At 70.5% G+C, this 20758-nt stretch carries 19 protein-coding genes and 1 tRNA gene; 4 read left to right on the forward strand and 16 right to left on the reverse strand.

The window, feature by feature from the left end; all coding sequences use genetic code 11:
* Window positions 1–70: 70 nt before the first annotated feature.
* Genes PYV02_RS03190 through PYV02_RS03215 form a run of 6 tightly spaced genes read right to left on the reverse strand, consistent with a single transcriptional unit; the run spans window position 71 to window position 8074 of the window.
* Window positions 71–787, reverse strand: a complete 717-nt coding sequence (locus tag PYV02_RS03190) for a DNA alkylation repair protein (protein ID WP_275756141.1) — start codon at window positions 785–787, stop codon at window positions 71–73.
* Window positions 784–1479 (reverse strand): ABC transporter ATP-binding protein, encoded by a 696-nt coding sequence (locus PYV02_RS03195; RefSeq protein ID WP_275756143.1) that lies wholly within the window; start codon window positions 1477–1479, stop codon window positions 784–786. The genes PYV02_RS03190 and PYV02_RS03195 overlap by 4 nt, the downstream gene beginning before the upstream one ends.
* The gene (locus PYV02_RS03200; RefSeq protein WP_275756145.1) at window positions 1476–2348 is read right to left on the reverse strand and encodes an ABC transporter ATP-binding protein; all 873 of its coding nucleotides are present in this window, start codon (window positions 2346–2348) and stop codon (window positions 1476–1478) included. Before PYV02_RS03200 ends, PYV02_RS03195 begins: the two co-directional genes overlap by 4 nt.
* Window positions 2348–5038 (reverse strand): FtsX-like permease family protein, encoded by a 2691-nt coding sequence (locus tag PYV02_RS03205; protein ID WP_275756146.1) that lies wholly within the window; start codon window positions 5036–5038, stop codon window positions 2348–2350. The genes PYV02_RS03200 and PYV02_RS03205 overlap by 1 nt, the downstream gene beginning before the upstream one ends.
* Window positions 5035–7830 carry a hypothetical protein gene (locus PYV02_RS03210; protein WP_275756149.1) on the reverse strand — a complete coding sequence of 932 codons (2796 nt, stop codon included), beginning with the start codon at window positions 7828–7830 and terminating at the stop codon, window positions 5035–5037. The genes PYV02_RS03205 and PYV02_RS03210 overlap by 4 nt, the downstream gene beginning before the upstream one ends.
* A 49-nt stretch (window positions 7831–7879) precedes the next feature.
* Window positions 7880–8074: a hypothetical protein gene (locus PYV02_RS03215; RefSeq protein ID WP_275756151.1), complete on the reverse strand. Its 195-nt coding sequence runs from the start codon at window positions 8072–8074 to the stop codon at window positions 7880–7882.
* Between the two features lie 127 nt (window positions 8075–8201).
* Here PYV02_RS03215 and PYV02_RS03220 point away from each other — a divergent pair, with 127 nt between their 5' ends.
* On the forward strand, window positions 8202–9404 hold the full coding sequence (locus tag PYV02_RS03220; RefSeq protein WP_275756153.1) for a GAF domain-containing protein: 1203 nt from the start codon (window positions 8202–8204) through the stop codon (window positions 9402–9404).
* Between the two features lie 136 nt (window positions 9405–9540).
* Here PYV02_RS03220 and PYV02_RS03225 read toward each other — a convergent pair.
* From PYV02_RS03225 to galU, 4 genes are all read right to left on the reverse strand, one after another.
* Window positions 9541–9613: transfer RNA gene (locus PYV02_RS03225), tRNA-Ala, on the reverse strand.
* A gap of 30 nt (window positions 9614–9643) precedes the next feature.
* Window positions 9644–10450 (reverse strand): hypothetical protein, encoded by an 807-nt coding sequence (locus PYV02_RS03230; RefSeq protein WP_275756155.1) that lies wholly within the window; start codon window positions 10448–10450, stop codon window positions 9644–9646.
* Window positions 10451–10499: 49 nt separating this feature from the next.
* Window positions 10500–11144 (reverse strand): GNAT family N-acetyltransferase, encoded by a 645-nt coding sequence (locus PYV02_RS03235; protein ID WP_275756157.1) that lies wholly within the window; start codon window positions 11142–11144, stop codon window positions 10500–10502.
* 1 nt (window position 11145) lies between these two features.
* The gene (galU, locus tag PYV02_RS03240; RefSeq protein ID WP_275756158.1) at window positions 11146–12036 is read right to left on the reverse strand and encodes a UTP--glucose-1-phosphate uridylyltransferase GalU; all 891 of its coding nucleotides are present in this window, start codon (window positions 12034–12036) and stop codon (window positions 11146–11148) included.
* Window positions 12037–12076: 40 nt separating this feature from the next.
* On the opposite strand from galU, the gene PYV02_RS03245 reads away from it, so the two are divergent.
* The 3 genes from PYV02_RS03245 to mscL are packed head-to-tail and all read left to right on the forward strand — an operon-like array spanning window position 12077 to window position 13445.
* Entirely contained in the window at window positions 12077–12655 is a 579-nt protein-coding gene (locus PYV02_RS03245) for a 5-formyltetrahydrofolate cyclo-ligase (protein WP_275756160.1), read from the forward strand.
* A gap of 19 nt (window positions 12656–12674) precedes the next feature.
* Window positions 12675–12986 carry an FmdB family zinc ribbon protein gene (locus tag PYV02_RS03250; RefSeq protein WP_275756161.1) on the forward strand — a complete coding sequence of 104 codons (312 nt, stop codon included), beginning with the start codon at window positions 12675–12677 and terminating at the stop codon, window positions 12984–12986.
* A gap of 9 nt (window positions 12987–12995) precedes the next feature.
* Entirely contained in the window at window positions 12996–13445 is a 450-nt protein-coding gene (mscL, locus tag PYV02_RS03255) for a large conductance mechanosensitive channel protein MscL (protein ID WP_275756163.1), read from the forward strand.
* An 11-nt stretch (window positions 13446–13456) separates the two neighbouring features.
* On the opposite strand, the gene PYV02_RS03260 is transcribed toward mscL, so the two are convergent.
* From PYV02_RS03260 to PYV02_RS03285, 6 genes are all read right to left on the reverse strand, one after another.
* The gene (locus tag PYV02_RS03260; RefSeq protein WP_275756165.1) at window positions 13457–14692 is read right to left on the reverse strand and encodes an ROK family transcriptional regulator; all 1236 of its coding nucleotides are present in this window, start codon (window positions 14690–14692) and stop codon (window positions 13457–13459) included.
* Between the two features lie 11 nt (window positions 14693–14703).
* On the reverse strand, window positions 14704–16257 hold the full coding sequence (locus tag PYV02_RS03265) for a glycoside hydrolase family 5 protein (RefSeq protein WP_275756167.1): 1554 nt from the start codon (window positions 16255–16257) through the stop codon (window positions 14704–14706).
* A gap of 8 nt (window positions 16258–16265) precedes the next feature.
* Window positions 16266–17105 (reverse strand): carbohydrate ABC transporter permease, encoded by an 840-nt coding sequence (locus PYV02_RS03270; RefSeq protein WP_275756169.1) that lies wholly within the window; start codon window positions 17103–17105, stop codon window positions 16266–16268.
* The gene (locus tag PYV02_RS03275) at window positions 17095–17973 is read right to left on the reverse strand and encodes a carbohydrate ABC transporter permease (RefSeq protein WP_275756171.1); all 879 of its coding nucleotides are present in this window, start codon (window positions 17971–17973) and stop codon (window positions 17095–17097) included. Before PYV02_RS03275 ends, PYV02_RS03270 begins: the two co-directional genes overlap by 11 nt.
* Before the next feature lie 77 nt (window positions 17974–18050).
* Window positions 18051–19283, reverse strand: coding sequence for an extracellular solute-binding protein (locus PYV02_RS03280; protein WP_275756174.1), 1233 nt, complete (start codon window positions 19281–19283; stop codon window positions 18051–18053).
* Between the two features lie 71 nt (window positions 19284–19354).
* Window positions 19355–20755 carry a GH1 family beta-glucosidase gene (locus tag PYV02_RS03285; protein ID WP_275756176.1) on the reverse strand — a complete coding sequence of 467 codons (1401 nt, stop codon included), beginning with the start codon at window positions 20753–20755 and terminating at the stop codon, window positions 19355–19357.
* Between the last annotated feature and the right edge of the window lie 3 nt (window positions 20756–20758).

Raw genomic sequence — 20758 nt, forward strand, 5'->3', positions numbered from 1 at the left:
TTCCCCGGATGCCGCGAACAGCCGACTCGACTGCCGCAGCACCAGCGCCGCCGAGGCCGTGGCATCCCCTTCAACGAGCGGCCTTCAACCCGAGGTAGTGCCGCCGGGTCTCGGGGTCGAACTTCTCGATCGCGTAGCGCAGGGCGGTGCGCGGCATGGTCGCGGCGTGGGCGTCGAGGAAGGCCGCCAGCCGGGCGGGATCCGCGGTGCCGACGTCGCGCAGCATCCAGCCGACCGCCTTGTGGATGAGGTCGTGCTTGTCGCCCAGGAGCAGCTCGGCGATCGCGATGGCGTCGTCGGTCTGCCCGGCCCGGATGAAGGTCCAGCAGCTGACCATGGCGGTGCGCCGTTCCCACAGGTTCTGCGAACGCGCGAGGCGGTAGAGGATGTCGCGCGGCTTGTCGAGCAGGTAGCCGCCGATCACCGAGCGGCACGCGATGTCCACCAGATCCCAGTTGTTGATGCGGTCGTGGCGACGCAGGTACAGCTCGTAGAGCTCGGTGCGTCGCGCCTCGGTGGTCGTCTTGCGGCGCGCCTCCTGATGCATGATGGCCAGCGCCGTCGTGCGCGCCTCGTGGTACTCGCTCTCGAGCAGTCGCTCGAGCTCGGACACCGGCATGCCGAGGTTGCGCTTGGCGAGGCTCGTCACAGTCGTGAGGTTCAGCCCCAAGAAACGGTCGCCCTCGCCATACTCCCCCGGTCCCGTCTTGAAGTAGCGCGCCGACTTCGCGGCCTCCTCGGGGGATGCCGCGGCCACCAGCTCGGCGAGCACCTCGTCCGCGGTCACGACGCATCCGCAACGTGTCGGCCGTGGCGGCTGAGGTGTCCATCGTGGATTTCCAGCACCCGATCGGCTCGCTCGGCCATCCGAGGATCATGGGTGGAGACGATGGCGCCGACCCCCTCGGTGTGCACGAGGGAGGCGATCAGGTCCATCATCGTCGCCGCCGTGCCGCTGTCGAGCTGCCCGGTCGGCTCGTCGGCGATGAGCAGCCCGGGTCGGTTCGCGAGTGCACGAGCGATGCCCACCCGCTGCTGCTGGCCGCCGGAGAGCTCATAGGGTCGCTGCTCGGCGTGCTTGGCGAGCCCGACCAGTTCCAGCAGTGCCCGCACGCGTTCGTCGCGTGCGGCCGGATCCATGCCGACGATGCGCATGGGCACCTCCACGTTCTCGGCCGCCGAGAGCACCGGGATCAGCCCGAAGGACTGGAAGACGTAGCCGAGCTCGACCTGGCGTACGCGCGCGAGTTCGTCCTCACCCATCTCGGTGAGATCGCGGTCGCCCAGCAGCACCCGCCCGGCGGTCGGACGGTCGAGTCCCCCGAGCAGGTTCAGCAGCGTCGTCTTGCCGGAGCCGGACGGGCCCCGCAGCACGACCAGCTCACCGGCTGCGACCTCGAGCGTGGCATCCGTGAGCGCGTGTACGGCCGTCTCGCCGGAGCCGAAGACGCGACTCAGTCCCTCCGCGCGAATGATCACGACTCGCTCCCTTCCGTCGGGTAGACCTCGACGCGATCGTCCTCGAGCGCGAGGCGCACACGGTCCTTCATGGCCAGGCTCGTGATGTAGTCCTGCGGCAGCTGCAGGCGACCGACGCGGTCGAGCACCGCGAACTCCTCGGCCACGTGCTGCTCCCGGCCGTGCTCGTCGAGCTCGGTGCGCCGCAGCACCTCGGTGGAGGTGCGACCGTCTCGGATCTGCACGGTGCGGCGCACGTGACCGGAGACGCTCGGATCGTGGGTGACGATGAGTGTGGTGACCCCGAGCTCTTCGTTGACGGCCCGCATCACCTCGAGCACGCTCGCCGAGGTCGCCTCGTCGAGCTCGCCCGTCGGCTCGTCGGCGAGCAGCACCTCCGGCTCGTTGGCGAGGGCGACCGCGATCGCGACGCGCTGCTGCTCTCCCCCCGACATCGCGGCCGGCACGCGATCGCGCACGTGCGCGACGCCGAGCAGGTCGAGCAGGCCTGCGATGCGCGGGGTTCTGCCCTTGGTGCCGGCAACCGACATGGCCAGCTCGAGGTTCTCGGCGGCGGTCAAGTAGGGCAGCAGGTTCCGGGTGGTCTGCTGCCACACGAATCCGACGGTGTGACGTCGATAGCGGATGCGTTCGCGCCCGGTCATCGTCAGCAGATCATGCCCGGCCACCGAGGCCGCGCCCGCCGTGGGCACGTCGAGTCCGGAAAGGATGGTCAGCAGCGTCGACTTGCCCGAGCCGCTCGCCCCGACGAGCGCGATGAGCTCGCCGCGGTCGACGCGCAGATCGAGTCCCTGCAGCGCTTGCACCTCGACGCCCTGCGCGACGAAGATGCGCACCAGATCGGTGCAGAGGATGTGCGGTGTCGCCATCAGTCGGCTCCCATTCGCAAGGTGGTGGTCGGGTTGGTGCGGCGCGCGGACACGATCGCGATGGCGATGGCGGCGAGCACTGCGAGCAGCACCGCGCCGAGCACGGCGGCCACGCTGAGGGGGTCCACGGCCGGCGCGGGCTGACCCACACCGCCGGTGAAGGGTGTCAGGTCGACGGCCGCCGTGACGATGAAGGGCAGGCCAAGTCCCAGCATCGTGCCCGCGATCCAGGCGGCGATCACCGGCGGCACGAGCTCCCACGCGACCATCGCGCCGGACTGGCGTTCGGTCACCCCGAGCGTGCGCAGCAGCCCGAGCAGGCGCTGTCGCGACGCCGCGCCGATCGCCGCCGAGAGCACCACGGCGAGCGCCGCCAGCACCGCCGCGACCACCACCGCGATCAGCAGGGCCGAACGCAGTCCGGCGGTGGCCGGCGCCGATCGGGCGTCATCGATCGCCTCCGCGAGACTCGTGACCGCGGTGGTGGGGCCGCCGAGCTCGGTCAGCGCCGTGGCGATGGCCGCGTCATCCGCCGACGGAGCCGTGTCGACGAGCAGCAGTCGCGGCTGATAGTCGGTGCCCGCAAGCCGATCCGCGAACGCGCGGTCCACGATCGCCCACGGGCCGGACACCCCGTAGCCGCTCGAGCGCGGCGCGGAGCCGACGATCACGACCGGCTCCCCCTCGATGAGCAACTCGGCGTCGGGACCGACCGTGTCGGCCACGTCGCCCGAGAGCACGATCGGCACCGCATCGCCCTGCGCGTCGGCGAGGCCCGCGGGAAGCTCCCGGAACGCGTTCAGCGTCTCCGCGTCGACCACGAGCAGCCGCAGATCCGTGCGCACCTGGTCGACGCGCAGCGCGACCGGTGCCGAGACGTCGATGCCCGAGACCGCGTCGACGCCGTCGAGATCGGATGCCGCGGCAACCGTCGACGCGTCGAACACCGGCCCGGAGACCCGCACATCGGCCCCGACGGTGTCGAGTGCCCCGTTGTCGATACCGCGGTCGATCGTGGAGAGCAGCACGCTCGAGAACACCCCAACGGCGACCGCGACCACGAGGGCGAGCACGGCCTCGAGGGCGAGGGAACGATCCCGCATCGCCCTGGTCGCGCCCAGGAAGCCGACGAGCCCCCGGCGCGGGCGAAGGCGCGCGGCGATCCAGCCGATGGGCACCGGGTAGAGCCGCAGCACGAGCACGCAGACCGCGAGGCACAGCAACAGCGGGGTCGCGGCGAGCAGTGGATCGATCGTGGTCGCCGACGTCGTGAGCCCGCGTCGCAGCAGCAGCACCAGCGCGGTCGCCGCCAGCAGCACCGTGAGCGCCTCGACGATCCACCGCACCCTGCCGACGCCACCCGAACCCAGGTCGACGCGCGTGGATCGAAGGCCGCCCGGTGCGGCCGCGGCCGCGAAGATCACCGCCGGGGCGAGGCCGAGCACCGCAGGCGCGACGATCTCCGGCAGCGTCACCGGCGCGGGCAGCAGCACGGCAGCGAGCACCACCGCGACGGCCGCCGGCACGATGCCGAGCACCGCGCCCTCGAGCGCCATCGCGCCGCGCAACTGCAGCCCCGAGGCCCCACGCGCGGCGGCCAGCGACAGCACGGCACGACGGCGTTCGACCACCGTCCGCGCGCCGAGCGCCAGCACCGCGAGCACGACGCCGAGCGGCCCGGAGGCGAGCATGGCCAACAGCGCCGTCGTCGTCGCGGCGCGATCGAGCACGGCGCCGAGGGCGGGTTCGACGGCGGAATCGAATCCGAGGCTCAGTCCGGGGCGGTCGCCGAGGCCCGGGATGAGCTGCGGCTGGTCGGTGAACGAGCGCAGTTCGGGGGCGAGGGCCGCGGCATCCCCCACGTCGAGTCCGTCGACCTCGAGCGGGTACCACACGGTCGTGCGCACACCGGTGGAGCCGAGCGCCGTGAGCGGGTTGACGTAGGCGATGCCCGTGATCTGCGGCGTGCTGTTGCCGTCGTCGAAGCGCTGCGGTTCGAGCGCGGATGGCGCGTGCCGCCAGTACGGCGCGTCCTCATCGGCGGCGACGAAGGTGCCCGAGAGCACCACGGGCAGGCCGACGCGATCGCGCACTTCGCCGACCGCCCAGCGCAGCGCATCCGCCGTTTCGACGGAGACCATCACCTGCACGGGCCCGTCGAACCGGTCGAGGCGGGCGCGTTGCGGAAAGGCACCGTCCACCAGCTCGACGCGCTCGGCGATCCACGGGTCGGCGGCCAGCCGGGTGAGCATGATCGGTGCATCGCGTTCGGGTTCGTCCGCGTTCGTCGCGAAGGCCTCCGACCGGCTGTAGTAGTCGGCTTCACCGAGTGCGTCCCGCAGCACGGGGGCCTGGGCCTCGCGCAGCCCGGCCAGCGCCTCATCGGTCGGCGCGTAGAGCTCGTCGACGCTCAGCTCGTGCCATGCCTCGAGCTGCTCGAACTGCTGCTGCTCACCGACACCGAGCTCCCCCCAGGGCGGCGGCACCGTGACCGCGGCGCCGACCCCGACGGCGGTGAGATCCCGCGCCTCGGGCGGGATGCCGGCGAGTTGGGTGTGCAGCTCCTGGCCGGTCACCACCGTGAGCGCGCGCGGCGCGAGGGCGGCGATGAGCACGACGAACAGCACGATGACCGCGACGAGCGTCGAGGCCCGCCACGAGGCGGCGAAGTGGCGCGGCAGAAGCCTCATCGTGCGTCCTCCCGCACCGAGAGCGTGCGGGCCTGCGCCGTCACCCGTGCGCCGTAGACAACGACGAGCACCGCGAGCACGAGCGCGAAGCCCCCGAGCACGACTCCGACGATGCCCGCATCCAGGGCGAGGGTCGTCGGCAGCGCCTCCGGTGCCCCGAGCACCGCGGAACGGGCGAGCCCGGCGACGGTGAGCACGCTCACGATCGTCCCGACACCGGCGCCGCCGAGCGCCGACCAGCCGAGCACCAGCGCGAGCTCCCTGCGACGCGAGGCGGCCTGCCCCCGCGCTGTGGTGCCGATCACCCGGAGCACGACCACCTCGCCCGCTCGGTCGCGCAGCATCGCACCCGCGATCGCACTCACGGCCGCGGCGGCGAGCACGAGGGCACCGACCGCCCCGATCCAGAGGGCGCCGCGGCCGGCGGCGAGCAGCAGGTCGCCGGGACGGGAGGCGATCGTGGTCACGAGGATGCCGGGCCCGGCGAGCGCTGCGCCGACCTCCGCCGGGTGGGCGGTCGCGATCCACACCTCGTCGGCCGCCGGCACGGATGACGCGAGTGCGAGCTGCTGCGCCGCGAAGCCCGGCAGATCGACGGCCACGGCGAACCCGTCCGGCGTGCCGGGAACCACGGCAACGACGGCCGCGATCGTGCCGACCACGTGACGCCCGGTGCCCGCGAAGCGCAGGGTGACCTCGTCGCCGAGGTCGAGCGCACCGCGGTCGGCGAAGGACTGCGAGACGGCGATCGGCAGTTCGAGGGCGCCCGACGGTACGAGCCGCAACGGCTGCGCGTCGACGCCCGGGGCGACGACCCAGTCGTCGAGGTCGAGCGCGGCGACGCCGCCGGGAGTGACCGCCGCGACTTCCAACGGCTGCGGCGCGCCGTCGGGGAACTCGACGCCGCCGAGACTCCAGGCGCCCTCCGGCACGGCGAACGGCGCCTCGATGCGCTGCACCGCTCCGAGCGCGTCGACGAGCCAGAACGAGACCTCGGCGTCCGCCTCCAACGCGGTCGTGCCCTCGGGCAGTTCGAGGGCCGGGGCCGTCGCAATGGCCGCGGCGAGGGCTGCGGCGTCGACGGTGCCGCCCGCCGGTTCCACGACGGCGGGCAGCAACTCGGCGGGCAGGGCGAGCAACTGCACGGCGTCGTCGCCGACCTGGAGGGTCGCGGTGAGGGCCGGGGATGCGGCATCCACGTCCGGCAGATCGGCGATCGGCCAGGCGGTCGCGACGCGCACGGCGGCACCGTTGCCGGCCTCGCGGGCGATCGTCGTGGCGCGCTCCCAGGTGGCCGAGTAGGTGCCGGCGACCACGACCCCGCCCACGGCGAGACTGACGAGCAGCACTGGGGTGGCGAACACCGTCACACGTCGGGCGAGCTGCCACCCGGCGAGCGCCCAGCCGAGGCCGCCGCGACGGGTGAGCGCCTGCAGACCGGCGGAGGCCGGCGCGAGCGCCACCACGACGAGCAGCGCGCCCGCGACCAGGGCGAGCGTCGGCGCGAGCACGGCGATCGGGTCGACGTTCGAGCGCCCGTCCGCCCCCCGCACGATCGGCGAACCGTAGAGACGGAATTGCCAGACCGACACCGCCGCCGCAGCGAGCGCGAGCACGACAAGGCCGTAGCCGGCGACGCGACGACCGCGGCCGGAATCCTGTGCGCTCTCGCGGCTGAGTGGGCGCCGGGCGTCGAGCAGGGCGACGGCGCAGAACACGATCACGGTGGCGAGCGCGACGGCCGCAGCGATCGCCCACACTGCGGCGCCCGTCACGAGTTGCGCGAGCGCGGCGCCCAGGGCCGCAGCCGGAACGGCGACCACCGCGGCCTCGACCGCGCTCCCCGCCATGATGCGCGAGGGCGAGGCTCCGCGCGAGCGCAGCAGGGCGGTCTCGACGACGCGCACCCGCACGAGCAGACGCGCCAGCTCTACCAGCGCGACGAGTCCGATGGCGCCGAGCAGCACCGCGGGCACCGGCGCGACACCGGCGAGCGCGTCCACGCTGCCCGCGAGTTCGCCCGCGAACGCCTCGAGCCCCCCGCTGGTGAGCACATTGCCGGTCGCGAACGTCTCCGATTCGCTGAGCGCCTCGCGCAGCCCAGCGGCGCCGGTCGCGATCGGCCCGAGGTCACCGGCCGTGACGAGGGCCGGATCCGGGGTGATCACCCAGCGCGCGAACGGTCGCAACCGGTCATAGCCGCCCTCGGCGACCACGAGCGGGCCGAAGGCATCCCCGTCGACCCCCGCCGCCGCGAACGGCTCGCCGAACCAGACCGGGTCGAGCGCATCCAGCGCGGACCAGGTGCCCGTGATCGTGATCGCCGCGCCGTCATCGAGCTCGACCACGTCGCCCGGGACGAGTCCCAGCAGCGTCGCCGCGGCATCCTGCAGCACGCCTTCATCCGCACCGGTCGACCACGCGCCGCTGACGAGCGCGGCGCGATCCTGCACCGGCAGGGATGCCAGCACCACCCGCACCTCGCGACCGTCGACGCTCGCGGGCACCGGCTCCGACTGCACCGTGCGGTCGATGCGCAACGGCGCACCGGCGAACCGCGCGGCCGCGGTCTCGCGCAGTTCGGCATCCTGGGTGGCGCCCGCGGAACGCACCTCCACCCGCAGCGCCGCCTCGGAGCCGGTCGCCGCGGAGAAGGCGGCACGCACGCCCGAGTCGGTATCGCTGCTCAGATACCCCGCAAGCCCTCCGGATGCGGCAGCGATGACCGCGACCACACCGAACAGCGCAGCGAACAACGCGAGGTGTGCGCGAAGGCGTTTCGCGGCGAGCATCCCTCGATTCTAAGCCGTCTACCCCTCGCCGCTCGTTGTCCGGTGGCCCCTAGGCGCCGAGCACCAGCAGCACGTGGTAGACCACGTACACCGGCCAGACCGCTGCCTGCAGCAGGCCGAGCACCACCGCCCAGAAGCTGCCGTCCGAGACGGAGATGAAATAGATCGCCGCCCCGATGTAGGCCAACAGGAACACGAAGCCCCAGGGCCCGTTGCGCTCCACGAATCTCACACGCTCGGTCATGAATCCTCCTCGGTTGGTGAGGCCAGACTATGAGGTGCGGGCACTGCCGACGAGGGACGAAGGGCCCACGCAAGGGCTACACTCGCGTACCGCACCGTTTCGGTGCGCGCAACAGGGCGGGGTCGCCATGCTCGCTTCACCGACGCACCTGCTGTTCGCGCCGTTGATCGCTTGGTGGCTGGCCTCCGCGACGAAGTCCTGGCGGCAGATGCCGACGCCCGGCGAACGTCCGGTGTCGTTCGCCGCCGGCTCGAACGCGGATCGTGTACTGCTCGTGGGCGGAGGCATCGCCGTCGGTTACGGCGTGAGTTCCGCCGACCTCGCTCTCGGCGGGTATCTCGCGCGAGGGCTCACGCCGCTGACCGGCCGGGGCGCGTCCGTCCACACCGTGGCGCGGGGGACGTTGCGGGCCGCCGACGTCGAAGGGGTGCTCGCGAACCTCGACTTGGGACGCTTCGATGCTCTGATGATCAACCTCGGCTCCGACGAGGCCCTGCGCCTGGTGTCACCGCGTGCGTTCGCCCAGCAGGTCTCCGGCCTGCTCGACTGGCTCCACGAACACGTGAGCTCGCGCCTGGGAGTGATCGTCGTCGGCGTGCCCGACGTCACGTCGGTGATGAGGATGCCGCGCCCGCTGGCCCGCGTCGTGCGGCACCAGTGCGCGCGATTGGATGCCGTGCTCAAGTCCCTCTGCGGCGAACGTGACTGGGTGACCTACCTGCCGTTCGAACCCGCCGTGGCCGACCTCGAACGGGACGGGGACCGCCGCCTCTACGCGGCGTGGTCGGCGCTCATCGTGCCGACCCTGGCCCGAGTGCTCGACGCCCAGATCGCGAACCCGCGGGACCCCGCGACGATCCAAGAACTCCGACGTCAGCAGGCGCTCGACGATCTCCGCATCCTCGACACCGGCCCCGAGGAGCGCTTCGATCGCATCGTCAAGTCCGCGCGCGACCTGTTCGGCATCCGCGGCGCGTCGATCACCTTCATCGACCGGGACCGGCAATGGACGAAGGCCTCCGTCGGCGGCGATGTGCAAGACTCCCCCCGGGGAAGTGCTCTCGGCGACGCGACCGTGCACAACGGCAAGCTGCTGGTGATCGAGGATGCCAGCACCCACGAACTCTTCCGCGGTCACCCCTGGGTGGCCAACGGCGGGGTGCGCTTCTTCGCCGGGTTCCCGATCGAGGCCGCGAACGGGGAGCGGATCGGCGCACTCTGCCTGACCGATCCGAATCCGCGCGGATTCAGTGCCGCGGACGACTCCCTGCTCGGCATGCTCGCGAGGCAGGTTCAGGTGGAGTTGTGGGGTATTCCCGAACACGGTTGACGTGGGCGTTGGCTCGGGTCGTGTCGACGACGCGTCGGAACCGGCGCGATGGGGACCCCGGTGATTCAAGGTGCTGCGTGGGTCCACAGACAGCAAAGAACCCCGCCCAATCCCGGGCGGGGTTCTTTGCTGTCTGTGGACCCTAGGGGATTTGAACCCCTGACCTCCTCGATGCGAACGAGGCGCGCTACCAACTGCGCCAAGGGCCCCAGTGCGTTGACAAGGGTATCAGACCGAGGTCACCCCGCGGCGCGGCGGCGGGCCAGTGCGGCGTCGAGGTCGACGGGTGCGGGCGTGTCATCCACGATTCCCATGCGCGCGAAGCGGCTGGTCCCCGGGGCCGCCGCGGCGGGACGGATCGAGGTCGCCTCGCGCTCCGCGGCGCGGCGGGCCTCTTCCGCGAGCCGTGCTGCGGCCTCGAGGTCGACATGCTGCACGACCGCCGGAGCGTTCGGCTTGTCGAGGTAGAGCGGCTTGGGCACCGCCACCGGGCTCCAGCCGCGGCTGCGCTCGGCGGCGGGGGCGGCGACCGGTGCCGCACCGAGCGTGGTGCGGCGGGCCGGGCGAGCGACGCTCGTGGTGCTCGACCTCGAGCGTTCGGCGAGACGACCGAGCAGGGCGAGCGCCGAGACGGCGGCGAGCGCCGAGACGCCGAGCACCAGCCAGGAGCCGGATGCCGCACCGGTCGACACCATCAGCGAGACCTGCACCACCCCCAGCAGCACCGCGGAGCCCAGCACGAGGGTCGTGAGCGCGCGAGTGCGGCGGATGCGGCGCGCCGTGAGTGCGCGCGGGTCCGGCGCCGACTGCTGCGGGATCGCGGGCCGCCCGACGGCCACCGGGAACGGCGCGGAGCGAGCGGCCTTGACGACATCCGGCACCTGCGCGGTCTCCGCGAGCACCCGGATGGTCTGCTGCAGGCGCACCGCGTTGCGTTCGGTCGCGAGGTACTCGCGCCGCTTAAGCCAGTTCGGCAGCAGGTAGGCCAGCCACAGCGCGGCGGCGATCGCGAGCATGATGCCGCCGCCGACGCCCGTGATCTCCATGGCCTCTACGGTACGAGCGGCGCGCCCCGGAGTGCGGGAGCCGCGCCGGTCAGAGCAGCGGTTTGGCCGCCTTGGCTCGATCCGCGGCGGGCACGGCGGCCGCGGACTCGGGCGCCTTGCCGTCGAGCCACCGTCGCAGCACGCCCTGCGGCAGCTCATCGACCGTCAGCGCGAAACAGAAGTGGTCGCGCCAATCGCCGTTGATATGGATGTACCGCCGCCGCAGCCCCTCGTAGCGGAACCCGAGCTTCTCCACCACGCGCAGGCTCGGGCCGTTCTCGGGCCGGATGCAGATCTCCATGCGGTGCAGGCCGACGGAGAAGAAGCAGTGGTCGGTGGCGAGCGCGACCGCGGTCGGTGTGGCGCCGAGTCCGGCGAATCGCTCCGAGACCCAGTAGCCGATCGTCGCCGACGAGAGCGAGCCGTAGGCGATACCGGAGACGTTGAGCTGGCCGGCGAGCTGCCCATCCACCTCGATCACGAAGGGCATGCCCAGGCCCGCCCTGGCGTGCTGCTGCAGCGCGCGGATGCTGGAGCGCACGTCGAAGTTCATCGGGCCGTGCGGATTCGTCGCCTCCCATTTGCGCAGCCACCCGCGGTTCTCCGCAAGCTCGCGTTCGAGGGTCCGCGCGTCGCGGAGCCGGATCGGTCGAATCGTGATCCGGCCCTCGGTGAGGGTCGGGATGGTCGCCATATCAGTCCAGTGCGCTCGCGAACTGCTTCAGCCACGGACGAAGGTCCGGGCCCAGGTCGGGCCGCTCCACCGCGAGCTGCACGATCGCCTTGATGTAGTCGAGTCGGTCGCCGGTGTCGTAGCGGCGGCCGCGGAACACGACGCCGTACACGCCGCCGGCGATGTTCTCCCGCGCCATGGTCTGCAGCGCGTCTGTAAGCTGAATTTCGTCGCCCTTGCCCGGTGCCGTGCGCTCGAGTACGCCGAAGACCTCGGGCTTGAGCACGTAGCGACCGATGACGGCATAGTTGCTCGGGGCGGTGCCGGGCGCGGGCTTCTCGACGAGGCCGGTCACGCGCACCACGTCGTCCTCCTCGGTGGCTTCGACCGTCGCGACGCCGTACATGTGCACGGATGCCGGGTCGACTTCGAGCAGGGCGATGACCGTGGCATCCCGCGCGCTCGCCTGCTCGATCATGCGGGCGAGCAGCACGTCGCGCTCGTCGATGAGGTCGTCGCCGAGCAGCACGGCGAAAGGTTCGTTGCCGACGTGCATCTTGGCGCGCAGCACCGCGTGGCCGAGTCCGCGCGGGTCCCCCTGGCGCACGTAGTGCATGTCGGCGAGGTCGTTCGAGTACTCGACCTTCTCGAGCTTGTCGACGTCGCCCTTCTCCTCGAGCGTCGCCTCCAACTCGTACATACGGTCGAAGTGGTTCTCGAGTGCGGTCTTGTTGCGCCCCGTGACCATGAGCACGTCGGTGAGCCCGGCGGCGACCGCCTCTTCCACGACGTACTGGATGGCCGGCTTGTCGACGACTGGGAGCATCTCCTTCGGCATCGCCTTCGTCGCCGGGAGGAATCGCGTGCCAAGGCCTGCAGCGGGGATGACCGCCTTGCTGATCTGATACGCCATGCTCACCAGGGTACTGGTGAGCGCGCCTTAGGATTGGCCCATGGCAGATGAGGTCGCGCTGGCGAAGCGGGCTCTGCGTGCCGAGTTACGGGAGCGTCGACGCATCACGACGGCGAAGGAACGCGAGGCCGCGGATGCCGCACTCACCCAGAACCTCATCGATCTGACCAGCGGCCTCGGGGCCAGGTCCATCTCCGCCTACCTGTCTCTGCCGGAGGAGCCGGCGACCCGCGAGTTCCTCGACTGGGCGTGCGAGCAGGGTATCCGGGTGCTCCTACCGGTGTCCCGCGCCGATGGTCTGCTCGACTGGGCCCCGTACGACGGCAGCGACGAAGCGATCGATGACTTCGGGATGCCGATGCCGACGAGCGAGATTCTGGGCCCGATCGCGATCAACGAGGTCGACCTCATCCTCGTGCCCGCGGCATCCGTCGACCGCACCGGGATGCGCCTGGGCTGGGGTCGCGGCTACTTCGACAAGACCCTCGGATCGATGGAGAACTGCCCGCCGGTCTATGCTGTGATCTTCGACCACGAGCTCGTGGACAGCGTGCCGACCGAACGGCACGACCAGCGCGTGAACGGCGTGGTCACCCCCTCAGGCATCATCGCCTTCTAAGTTCTCGCAAGGATTCCACGTGCCCACCTATTCGTACCGCTGCACCGAGTGCGGCACCGCGTTCGACATTCAGCAGGCCTTCACCGACGACACGCTCACCGAGTGCCCCACCTGTCACGGACCGCTGCGCAAGCTCTTCAACACCGTCGGTGTGACCTTCAACGGCTCCGGCTTCTACCGCACCGACTCGCGCGCCAAACCGAGCGACTCGTCGTCCGCGTCGTCTTCCTCTTCGTCGTCGGAGAGGTCATCATCGAAGAAGAAGGAGTCGGCGCCCGCGCCGGCCGCATCCAGCTCCTCGAGCTCGTCGGGGAGCGCGAGCAGCAGTTAGGAGTCGCCGATGCTCAAGGGCTTCAAGGAGTTCATCCTCCGCGGCAACGTGATCGATCTCGCGGTCGCGGTGGTGATCGGTGCGGCATTCACCGGCATCGTCAACGCGCTCGTGAACAGCGTCTTCAACCCGCTGCTCGGGGCCTTGTTCAACGCGGAGAGTCTCGCGCAGGCGCTGCCGGTCGCGATCCCGACCACCTCCGGCGGCAGCACGACCCTGTACTTCGGTGCGGTGATCGCCGCGGTCATCCAGTTCCTGCTCATCGCCGTCGTCGTCTACTTCGCGCTGATCGTGCCCATCAACTACCTCAAGCGGGTGTCGTTCCGAAAGCGCAAGCAGCCGGATGCCGCGGCCGAGCCCGCGCCGCCGACCGAGCTCGAGCTGCTCGCCGAGATCCGCGACCTGCTCGCGGCGGCGCCGGAGTCGCATCCCCGGCACGTGGACCAGCCGCCCGCCTGACGGCGGCGGTACTAGACGGTGCGCGCCGCCCGCGGGGCGCTCATGAGTGCCTCCAGCGGCATGATCGCGGCCCCGAGCGCGACCGTGTCTCCCCCGAATCGGCACGCGAAGAGTTCGAACTGTCCGCCCGGGCGGTTCAGCGCCTCGGCGCGAATGGCGGCCTCCATGCGCTCGGCGAGCGACTCCATGAGACGCAAGCCCACCCATCCGCCGATGATCACCCGGGCGGGATTGGTGAGGTTCACCAGGCCCCCGAGCGCGGAACCGAGGGTCGCCACGAGTTCGGAGACGACGTGCGAGGCGACCGGATCGCCGTCGCGGTCGGCATCGAGCAGCTCGCCGAGCGCCCGCCAGCCGGAACCCTCGAACCGCCCGCCGGCCTCGCGCCAGGACTGAAGGATCGCGTCGGCGCCCACGTACGCCTCCACGCAGCCGTGTCCGCCGCACCGGCAACGCCGCCCGCCGCGCTCGATCTTCAGATGCCCCCACTCGCCCGCGCTGCTGGTCAACCCGTGCGCGAGCTCGCCGTTGCTCACGATCCCAAGCCCGACGCCGCGCCCGAGCAGCACGACGAGCGCCTCCTCCACGCCGCGAGCGGCGCCGTCCCAGAGTTCGGCCATCGCCTGGGTCTTGGCGCCGTTCTCGGCGAACACCGGGATGTCCCGCGAGATCAGATCCGCGATCGGCACCGGATCCCAGCCGAGACTCTGGGCATAGAGCACCTGCGACCCACTGGGGTCGGACTCCACGATGCCCGGTAGCCCTAGCCCGATGCCGACGATGCGCTCCCACGCCGCCGGGTTTCGGTCCCGAAGCGCGTCCATGGCCTCGTCGAGGTCGGTGGCGATCGTCGCCGGCGTCTCGCCCTCCCGACCGCCGCGGAACTCGCGGTCGACCCGAGCCATCGACAGGTCGAACAGCTCGACGGCCACCCCGCGCTCGCCGACGTCGGCCCCGAGGAAGTAGGCGCCCGCGGGGTTCGGCGCCAGCAGCGTCACGGGCCGACCGCCGCTGGAGGCGACCGAGCCCGCCTCGATGACGAGGCCCTCGGAGATCAGCTCGGAGACGAGATTGGTGACCGAGGCGACCGACAGGCCCGACTCCCGCGCGAGCACCGCGCGCGACGTCTGCCCGGAGAGGATGATGCTGCGCAGCGCCTGCGCGCGGTTGCGCTGTCGCACCTCGCTCACGGTCGCGGGCGCGGCGGTGACCGCAGCCTTGCGACCAGGCGACGTGCGAACGGTCATGGCCACTGAACCTACCAAGTCCCGCCCGGTCTCGTCGGAAGGATGCGCGCAACGCTCGTCGGCGCCGTCGCCGTGACGCGGATGCCGCGGGCCGACGGTTCGACGCGCACTCCGGCATCCCTGCCCGACGCGTCGAGCACGCGCGCGGACTCGACGCCGGACATCTCGAACTCCAGCCAGTCCCCCGCTGCCAGGTCGACGACGAGCTCCTCGTTCGGGCGGTAGGCCCGCCCGTCGGACTGCTCGAACGGGTTCGGCGGGTTATCGCCCTCGCGCGCCCAACGCAGGTGCACCGCGTCATCCACTCGGATGCCCTCGATCGTGCCCGCGGTCGCGCTCGAGTACGACTGCCCGGCCCCGCGATAGCCGAACCCCCAGGCCGGGACGACGATGGGCCGCTCGGCCAACAGCGCGGCGACCACCTCGGGCTGCCACCGGCAGTGCTCGATGCGCATCGCCTCGAGCAGGTCGTCGAACACCCGCTGGGCCTCGCCGCGGCCGATCGCCTCCGGATCGTCGATGGCCGCCACGACCCGGTCCCAGCCCTCGGGCGGGATGATCGACGCCGGCGAGGTGCGCGTGTCGATCTTCTTCCACGGCCAGAAGTTCCAGCCGATGTCGTGGGCCTCGTAGAGCCGGAAGGCCGTGTAGATCCACTCCAGGGTGTTCTCGCCGCCCTCCCCCATGTAGATCGGCAGGCCGAGCCGCTCGCGCGCGTCGAGGAACTGCTGGATGCTCGCGCGGTCCGGCGACGACCAGTACTTGTGGAACTGCAGCAGCGAGTTCGGGTCCCACACCTCGGTGAAGACGCTCCAGTTCGTGGCCCAGTGCGATCCCTCGTAGACGATGAGATGGTCGGCGTCGACCGCCCGGACCACCGCCGTGAGGTCGCGGTAGAGCACCGCGAGGTCGTCCGCATAGATGTGCTGCCATTCGTTCGGCAGCGGCTCGTTGAGCAGGTCGTACCCGAGTACGACCGTCTCGCCCGCGTAGCGCGTGGCGAGATCGCGCCACAGGCGCAGCGTGAGTTCCCGGTAGCGCGGCTCCATGAACAGTTCGGGCTTGCCAGCCGGCGAGTCGTCGATGTTCGTGCCGGTCTGGCCGCCGGGCGCGCCGTGCAGATCGAGCAGCACCCAGAGCTTGTGCGTGCGGCACCACTGAATGAGCCGGTCGATCATGGCGTAGCCGGTCTCGATCGGCTCGCCGTCGGCATCCTGGATGACGCGGGAGTTGATCGGCAGTCGCACGTGATCGAAACCGCTGGCCGCGATCAGCGCGATGTCCGCCTCCGTGATGAACGTCGTCGCGAAGGCCTCCCAGAATCCCTGCGCCCCCTCGGCGCCGAGCAGCCGCTCGGTGAGCCGTTCGATCTCGCGCGGGGATTCGGCGCCAGGGCCGAAGCGCCACATGTAGCCCTCGGGCAGCATCCAGTTGCCGAGTCCGACCCCGCGCAGCAGCAACTCGCGGCCGGAGCCATCGAAGAGCCGCGCGTCGCGGGCGTGCACGAAGCCGTCGAAGCTCGCGGGGCGTCGCGCGAACACGGGGGTGGGGTGGAGGTCGGTCACAGTGGCCTTCATTTCAGTCCGGAGAGGGCGAAGCCCTGGATGACGTAGCGCTGGAAGACGATGAACACGATGAGGATCGGCACGACCATCACCGAGGCCGCCGCCATCTGCAGCGAGGGGTTCACCGCGAGCTGCTGGTTGAGCAGCGCGAGTCCGACCGAGAGCGTGTAGAGCTTCTGGTCGCTGGCGATGATGAGCGGCCAGAGGAAGCTGTTCCAGCCGGAGATAAACGTCAGCACGACCTGCACCGCGAGGATCGGACGCGACATCGGCAGCACGATCTGCCAGAAGGTGCGGAACTCCCCCGCGCCGTCGAGTCGCGCCGCCTCGAGCATCTCGGTGGGGATCGTGGACATGAACTGGCGGAACAGGAAGATGCTGAAGCCGCTCACGAGCGTCGGCAACGCGATGCCGATGAGGGTGTTCGTGAGCTTCATGCCGTTGAGGATCAGGTAGGTCGGGATCATGGTGACCTGGATCGGGATCATCATCGTCGCGAGCACAAGGAAGAACATCCACTTGCGCCCGCGGAACTCGAACTTCGCGAACGCATAGCCGGCCATCGCCATGAGCAGCAGACCGATGAATCCGAACGCGACGACGATGAGGGTGTTGACCAGGTAGCGACCGAAGTCCAGCTCCATGAAGAGCCTGAGATACCACTCGAGCGTCGGCTGGGCGGGCAGGATCGTCGGCGGGTAGTCGACCGATTCGCGCTGCGGTTTGAGGGAGGTCGTCAGCATCCAGATGAAGGGGAATGCCGTGATGAGCGCGCCGACGCCGAGCGCGGCACCGATCGCGATGGTCAGCGACCGCCGCCTGCGGGCATGGGATCGATCAGTAGTCATCGTCCGCCCTTCTGACCCGCAATTGCACGAGCGTGATCACGGCGATGATCGCGAACAGCACAATGGAACCGGCGCTCGCGTAGCCGAACTGGTTGAGCCGGAACCCCTCCTTGTACAGGAAGATCGACACCGAGGTCGTGGCCCCCAGCGGGCCGCCGTCGGTGAGCACGAACGGTTCGTCGAAGAACTGCAGCCAGGAGATCGTCGTGGTCACGGTGACGAAGAAGATGGCGAACCGCAGCAGCGGGATGGTGATCGAGAATGTCTTGCGCCACTCGCCGGCGCCATCGATGGATGCCGCCTCGAGGTACTCCTTCGGCACACCCTGCAGCGCCGCGAGGAAGATGATGATGTTCAAGCCCGTGCCGCGCCAGATCGCGACGAGCGCAACGGAGAATTTGGCGACCACCGGGTCGGAGAGCCACTGCACGGGTGGCAGTCCCCCGAGCGAGAACAGATAGTTGAGCAGGCCGAACTGCGTGTTGTAGAGGTATCCCCATACGAGTGAGATCGCGACGATCGCGGTGATCGCGGGGATGAAGTAGAAGGCCCGCAGCGAGCGGAAGAACCAGCTCTGGCTGCGGTTGAGCAGCAGCGCGACGCCGAGAGAGAGGAAGACGATCGCGGGCACACCGACGATCGCGAACAGGCCGGTGTTGCCGAGTGCCTGCCAGAAGGACGGGTCGGCGAAGAGCGCCGTGTAGTTGTCGATGCCGATGAAGTTGACGTTGCCCCAGTTGGCGAACGCCGAGATGTTCATGTCGGTCGTGCTGATGACGGCCGCGACGAGGATCGGGAAGATGCCGAAGGTGACCAGCAGCAGCATCGCCGGCGACACGAAGAGGTACGGCGTGAGGCGATTTCGCACCGGGTGACCTTTCGTGTCGGCTGGCATCGAAGCGATGGGATGCGGGGGCCGCCGCACGGCGGCCCCCGCGGGTACTACTACTGAACCTTGAGGCCGTCGACCGCAGCGTAGAACGTTGCGAGGGACTCGTCGCGGTCCGCGCCGGTGAGCACGATCGCGTTGAGCGCGTCGAGCAGCCCGGTGCCCACGATGCCGTCCCAGCCCGCCACGATCGGCAGCACCTTCGCGGTCGCGAGCTGATCGGTGTAGACCTTCACGTTCGGGTCGGCGTTGAGACCCTCGTCTTCGAGCGCCGAGGTCACGGTCGGCAGTTCGCCGGTGAGCCCGTACCAGGCGAGCTGCTGCTCGGGCTGGGACACGTACTCGAGCAGCTTGAGCGACTGCTCCTGCTGGTCGGTGTTGAACCACACTCCGAGGTTCGAGCCCGCGAAGAGCGAGATCGAGCCGCCGTCGCCTGCCGGCAGGGGGCTCGCCTGCCACTTGCCGTCGAGCTCGGGGGCGGCATCCTGGATGCCCTTGCCAAGGTACGGGCCGCTGACGAGCATCGGCGCGATCCCGGAGATGAAGCCCTGGGTCTGGTCGAAGTCGCTGTTGGTCGGCACGCTGCCATCGGCGTAGAGGCCGGTGTAGACGTCGACCGCGGCGTTGAACTCGGGGGTGTCGAAGTTCACGTTGCCGTCGGCATCGACGACCTCGCCACCCATGCTCCAGGTCATCTCGATCGGCAGCGGCGCATCCCACTGCGGGATGTAGTAGCCGTACTGTCCCTCGCCGCGTGCCGCGAGCACCTTGGCATCGGCACGGAGTTCATCCCAGGTCGCGGGCGGAGCGTCGATGCCGTTCTCGGCGAGGATGTCGGTGCGGGTGAAGAGCACGCGCGTGTCACTGACCCACGGGATGCTCACCATCTGACCGCCGACCGCGGTCGCGTTGCCCGCGACACCGGCCGGGAAGTTCTCGGGCGCGAGCCCCGGGTAGTCGGCGATGAGGTCGTCGAGCGGCAGCAGCGCTCCGGCCTCGGCGAAGGTGGCGAGCTTCGAGAGACCGATCTGCAGCACGTCCGGGCCCGAGCCCGAGGCGACCGCGGTGGTGAGCTTCTCGTCGATAGCGTCCCACGGGATCGCGACAACCTCGACCTCGATGCCGCTGTCGGCGACGAGGGTCTCGAAGTTGGCGCCCGAGTCGCCCATCACCCAGACGGTGAGGGGTCCGTCGGCCTCGGACGGGGCCGACGGCGAACACGCGCTGACGCCGAACGTGACGCCGGCGACCGCGATCGCGGCCAGCACGGTCTTTGCTGTTCTCTTCATTGAGGTTCCTTCTCTCGATACTGCGGTTGCGGGGGTGCGTCGGCGCGAGACCTACAGCCTCGCACCGTGGGTCAGGACGGCGCGCTGGCACCAGCCTGATGTTCTGCGATGAGCCGGCGGTACCACCGCGCGCTCAGTTTGGGGATCCGCTCCTGGGTGCGGTAGTCCACATAGACGAGACCGAAGCGCTTGCTGTAGCCCTCGGCCCACTCGAAGTTGTCGAGGAACGACCAGGCGTAGTACCCGCGAAGATCGACGCCCTGCTCGATCGCGTCGGCCGCGGCCGACAGGTAGCCGTCGAGGTACTCGACGCGCTCGGTGTCGACGACCTCGCCGTTCGGGTCCACGTAGTCGTGGAAGCTCGCCCCGTTCTCGGTGACGTAGAGCGGCAGCGCGGTGAACTCGCGCGCAACCCTGGTGAGCACCGCCGTGAGCGAGGCCGGGATGACCGACCAGCCGAACGATGTCGTCGCGGGCTCCGCGGGTCGTTCGCCGACCTGGAACGCTCCCGCGCCCTCGTCGTGCCAGGCGATCACGCGCTGATAGTGGTTGATGCCGGCGAAGTCCGTCGGCGCCGCGATGATCGCCTCATCGCCGGGCTGCACGACCTGGCGCAGCCCGAACTCCCCGAGCGTCTCCCACACCGACTCCGAGTAGGCGCCGAGGTAGACGGGGTCGAGGAAGAGCCGGTTGCTGGTGGCGTCGAGCCGAGCGGCGGCTGCGGCATCCGCCGCCGAATCCGATGCCGCGCGGATGTCGGTGACGATGTTCGTGATGCCCACGCGAACCTCGGGACGCTCGGCACGGATCGCGGCGACGGCGAGCCCGTGTGCGAGGTTCAGGTGGTGGGCGGCGGCCACGGCATCCCGCGTGTTCGAGCGACCGGGCGCGTGCGCCCCGCTGCCGTAGCCGAGGAAGGAGCTGCACCAGGGCTCGTTGAGCGTGATCCAGTCCTCGGCCAGGTCACCGAGGGCCGCCACGACCAGGCGGGCGTAGTCGGCGAAGCGGTACGCGGTCTCCCGTGCCGGCCAGCCGCCGGCATCCTCGAGCGGCTGCGGCAAGTCCCAGTGGTAGAGCGTGACGAGCGGGCGGATGCCGCGGGCCGTCAGCCCGGCGAGCAGGTCGCGGTAGAACGCCACGGCCTCACCATTGAGCTCGCCGGCGCCGCTCGGCTGCAGCCGCGACCACGACACCGAGAGCCGATAGTCGGTTGCCCCGAGGTTCGCGAGCAGGTCGAGGTCGGCCTCCCAGCGGTGGAAGTGGTCGCACGCGATGTCACCGGTGTCGCCGTGGTGGCTGAGGCCCGGGGTGTGCGAAAAGGTGTCCCAGATGCTGGGGCCGCGGCCCCCTTCACGAGCGCCGCCCTCGATCTGGTAGGCGGCGGTGGCCAGGCCCCAGCGGAAGTCGGCGGGAAAGCGCCGAGCGTCGGTCGCGGTGGAGTCCCACGCTGCGGCAAGGCGGAGGTCGGTCATCGT

This window comes from Antiquaquibacter metalliresistens (genome assembly GCF_029211225.1).
In the GTDB taxonomy this organism is placed as follows: Bacteria; Actinomycetota; Actinomycetes; order Actinomycetales; family Microbacteriaceae; genus Rhodoglobus; species Rhodoglobus metalliresistens.

Excerpts from the sequence above, each read along its gene's own strand:
- PYV02_RS03205 (WP_275756146.1), bottom strand. The coding sequence starts at position 5,038 with ATGAGGCTTCTGCCGCGCCACTTCGCCGCCTCGTGGCGGGCCTCGACG.
- mscL (WP_275756163.1), top strand. The coding sequence starts at position 12,996 with ATGCTCAAGGGCTTCAAGGAGTTCATCCTCCGCGGCAACGTGATCGAT.
- PYV02_RS03270 (WP_275756169.1), bottom strand. The coding sequence starts at position 17,105 with ATGACTACTGATCGATCCCATGCCCGCAGGCGGCGGTCGCTGACCATC.
- PYV02_RS03285 (WP_275756176.1), bottom strand. The coding sequence starts at position 20,755 with ATGACCGACCTCCGCCTTGCCGCAGCGTGGGACTCCACCGCGACCGAC.
- PYV02_RS03280 (WP_275756174.1), bottom strand. The coding sequence starts at position 19,283 with ATGAAGAGAACAGCAAAGACCGTGCTGGCCGCGATCGCGGTCGCCGGC.
- PYV02_RS03260 (WP_275756165.1), bottom strand. The coding sequence starts at position 14,692 with ATGACCGTTCGCACGTCGCCTGGTCGCAAGGCTGCGGTCACCGCCGCG.
- PYV02_RS03230 (WP_275756155.1), bottom strand. The coding sequence starts at position 10,450 with ATGGAGATCACGGGCGTCGGCGGCGGCATCATGCTCGCGATCGCCGCC.
- PYV02_RS03215 (WP_275756151.1), bottom strand. The coding sequence starts at position 8,074 with ATGACCGAGCGTGTGAGATTCGTGGAGCGCAACGGGCCCTGGGGCTTC.
- PYV02_RS03235 (WP_275756157.1), bottom strand. The coding sequence starts at position 11,144 with ATGGCGACCATCCCGACCCTCACCGAGGGCCGGATCACGATTCGACCG.
- PYV02_RS03200 (WP_275756145.1), bottom strand. The coding sequence starts at position 2,348 with ATGGCGACACCGCACATCCTCTGCACCGATCTGGTGCGCATCTTCGTC.
- PYV02_RS03245 (WP_275756160.1), top strand. The coding sequence starts at position 12,077 with ATGGCAGATGAGGTCGCGCTGGCGAAGCGGGCTCTGCGTGCCGAGTTA.
- galU (WP_275756158.1), bottom strand. The coding sequence starts at position 12,036 with ATGGCGTATCAGATCAGCAAGGCGGTCATCCCCGCTGCAGGCCTTGGC.
- PYV02_RS03210 (WP_275756149.1), bottom strand. The coding sequence starts at position 7,830 with ATGCTCGCCGCGAAACGCCTTCGCGCACACCTCGCGTTGTTCGCTGCG.
- PYV02_RS03220 (WP_275756153.1), top strand. The coding sequence starts at position 8,202 with ATGCTCGCTTCACCGACGCACCTGCTGTTCGCGCCGTTGATCGCTTGG.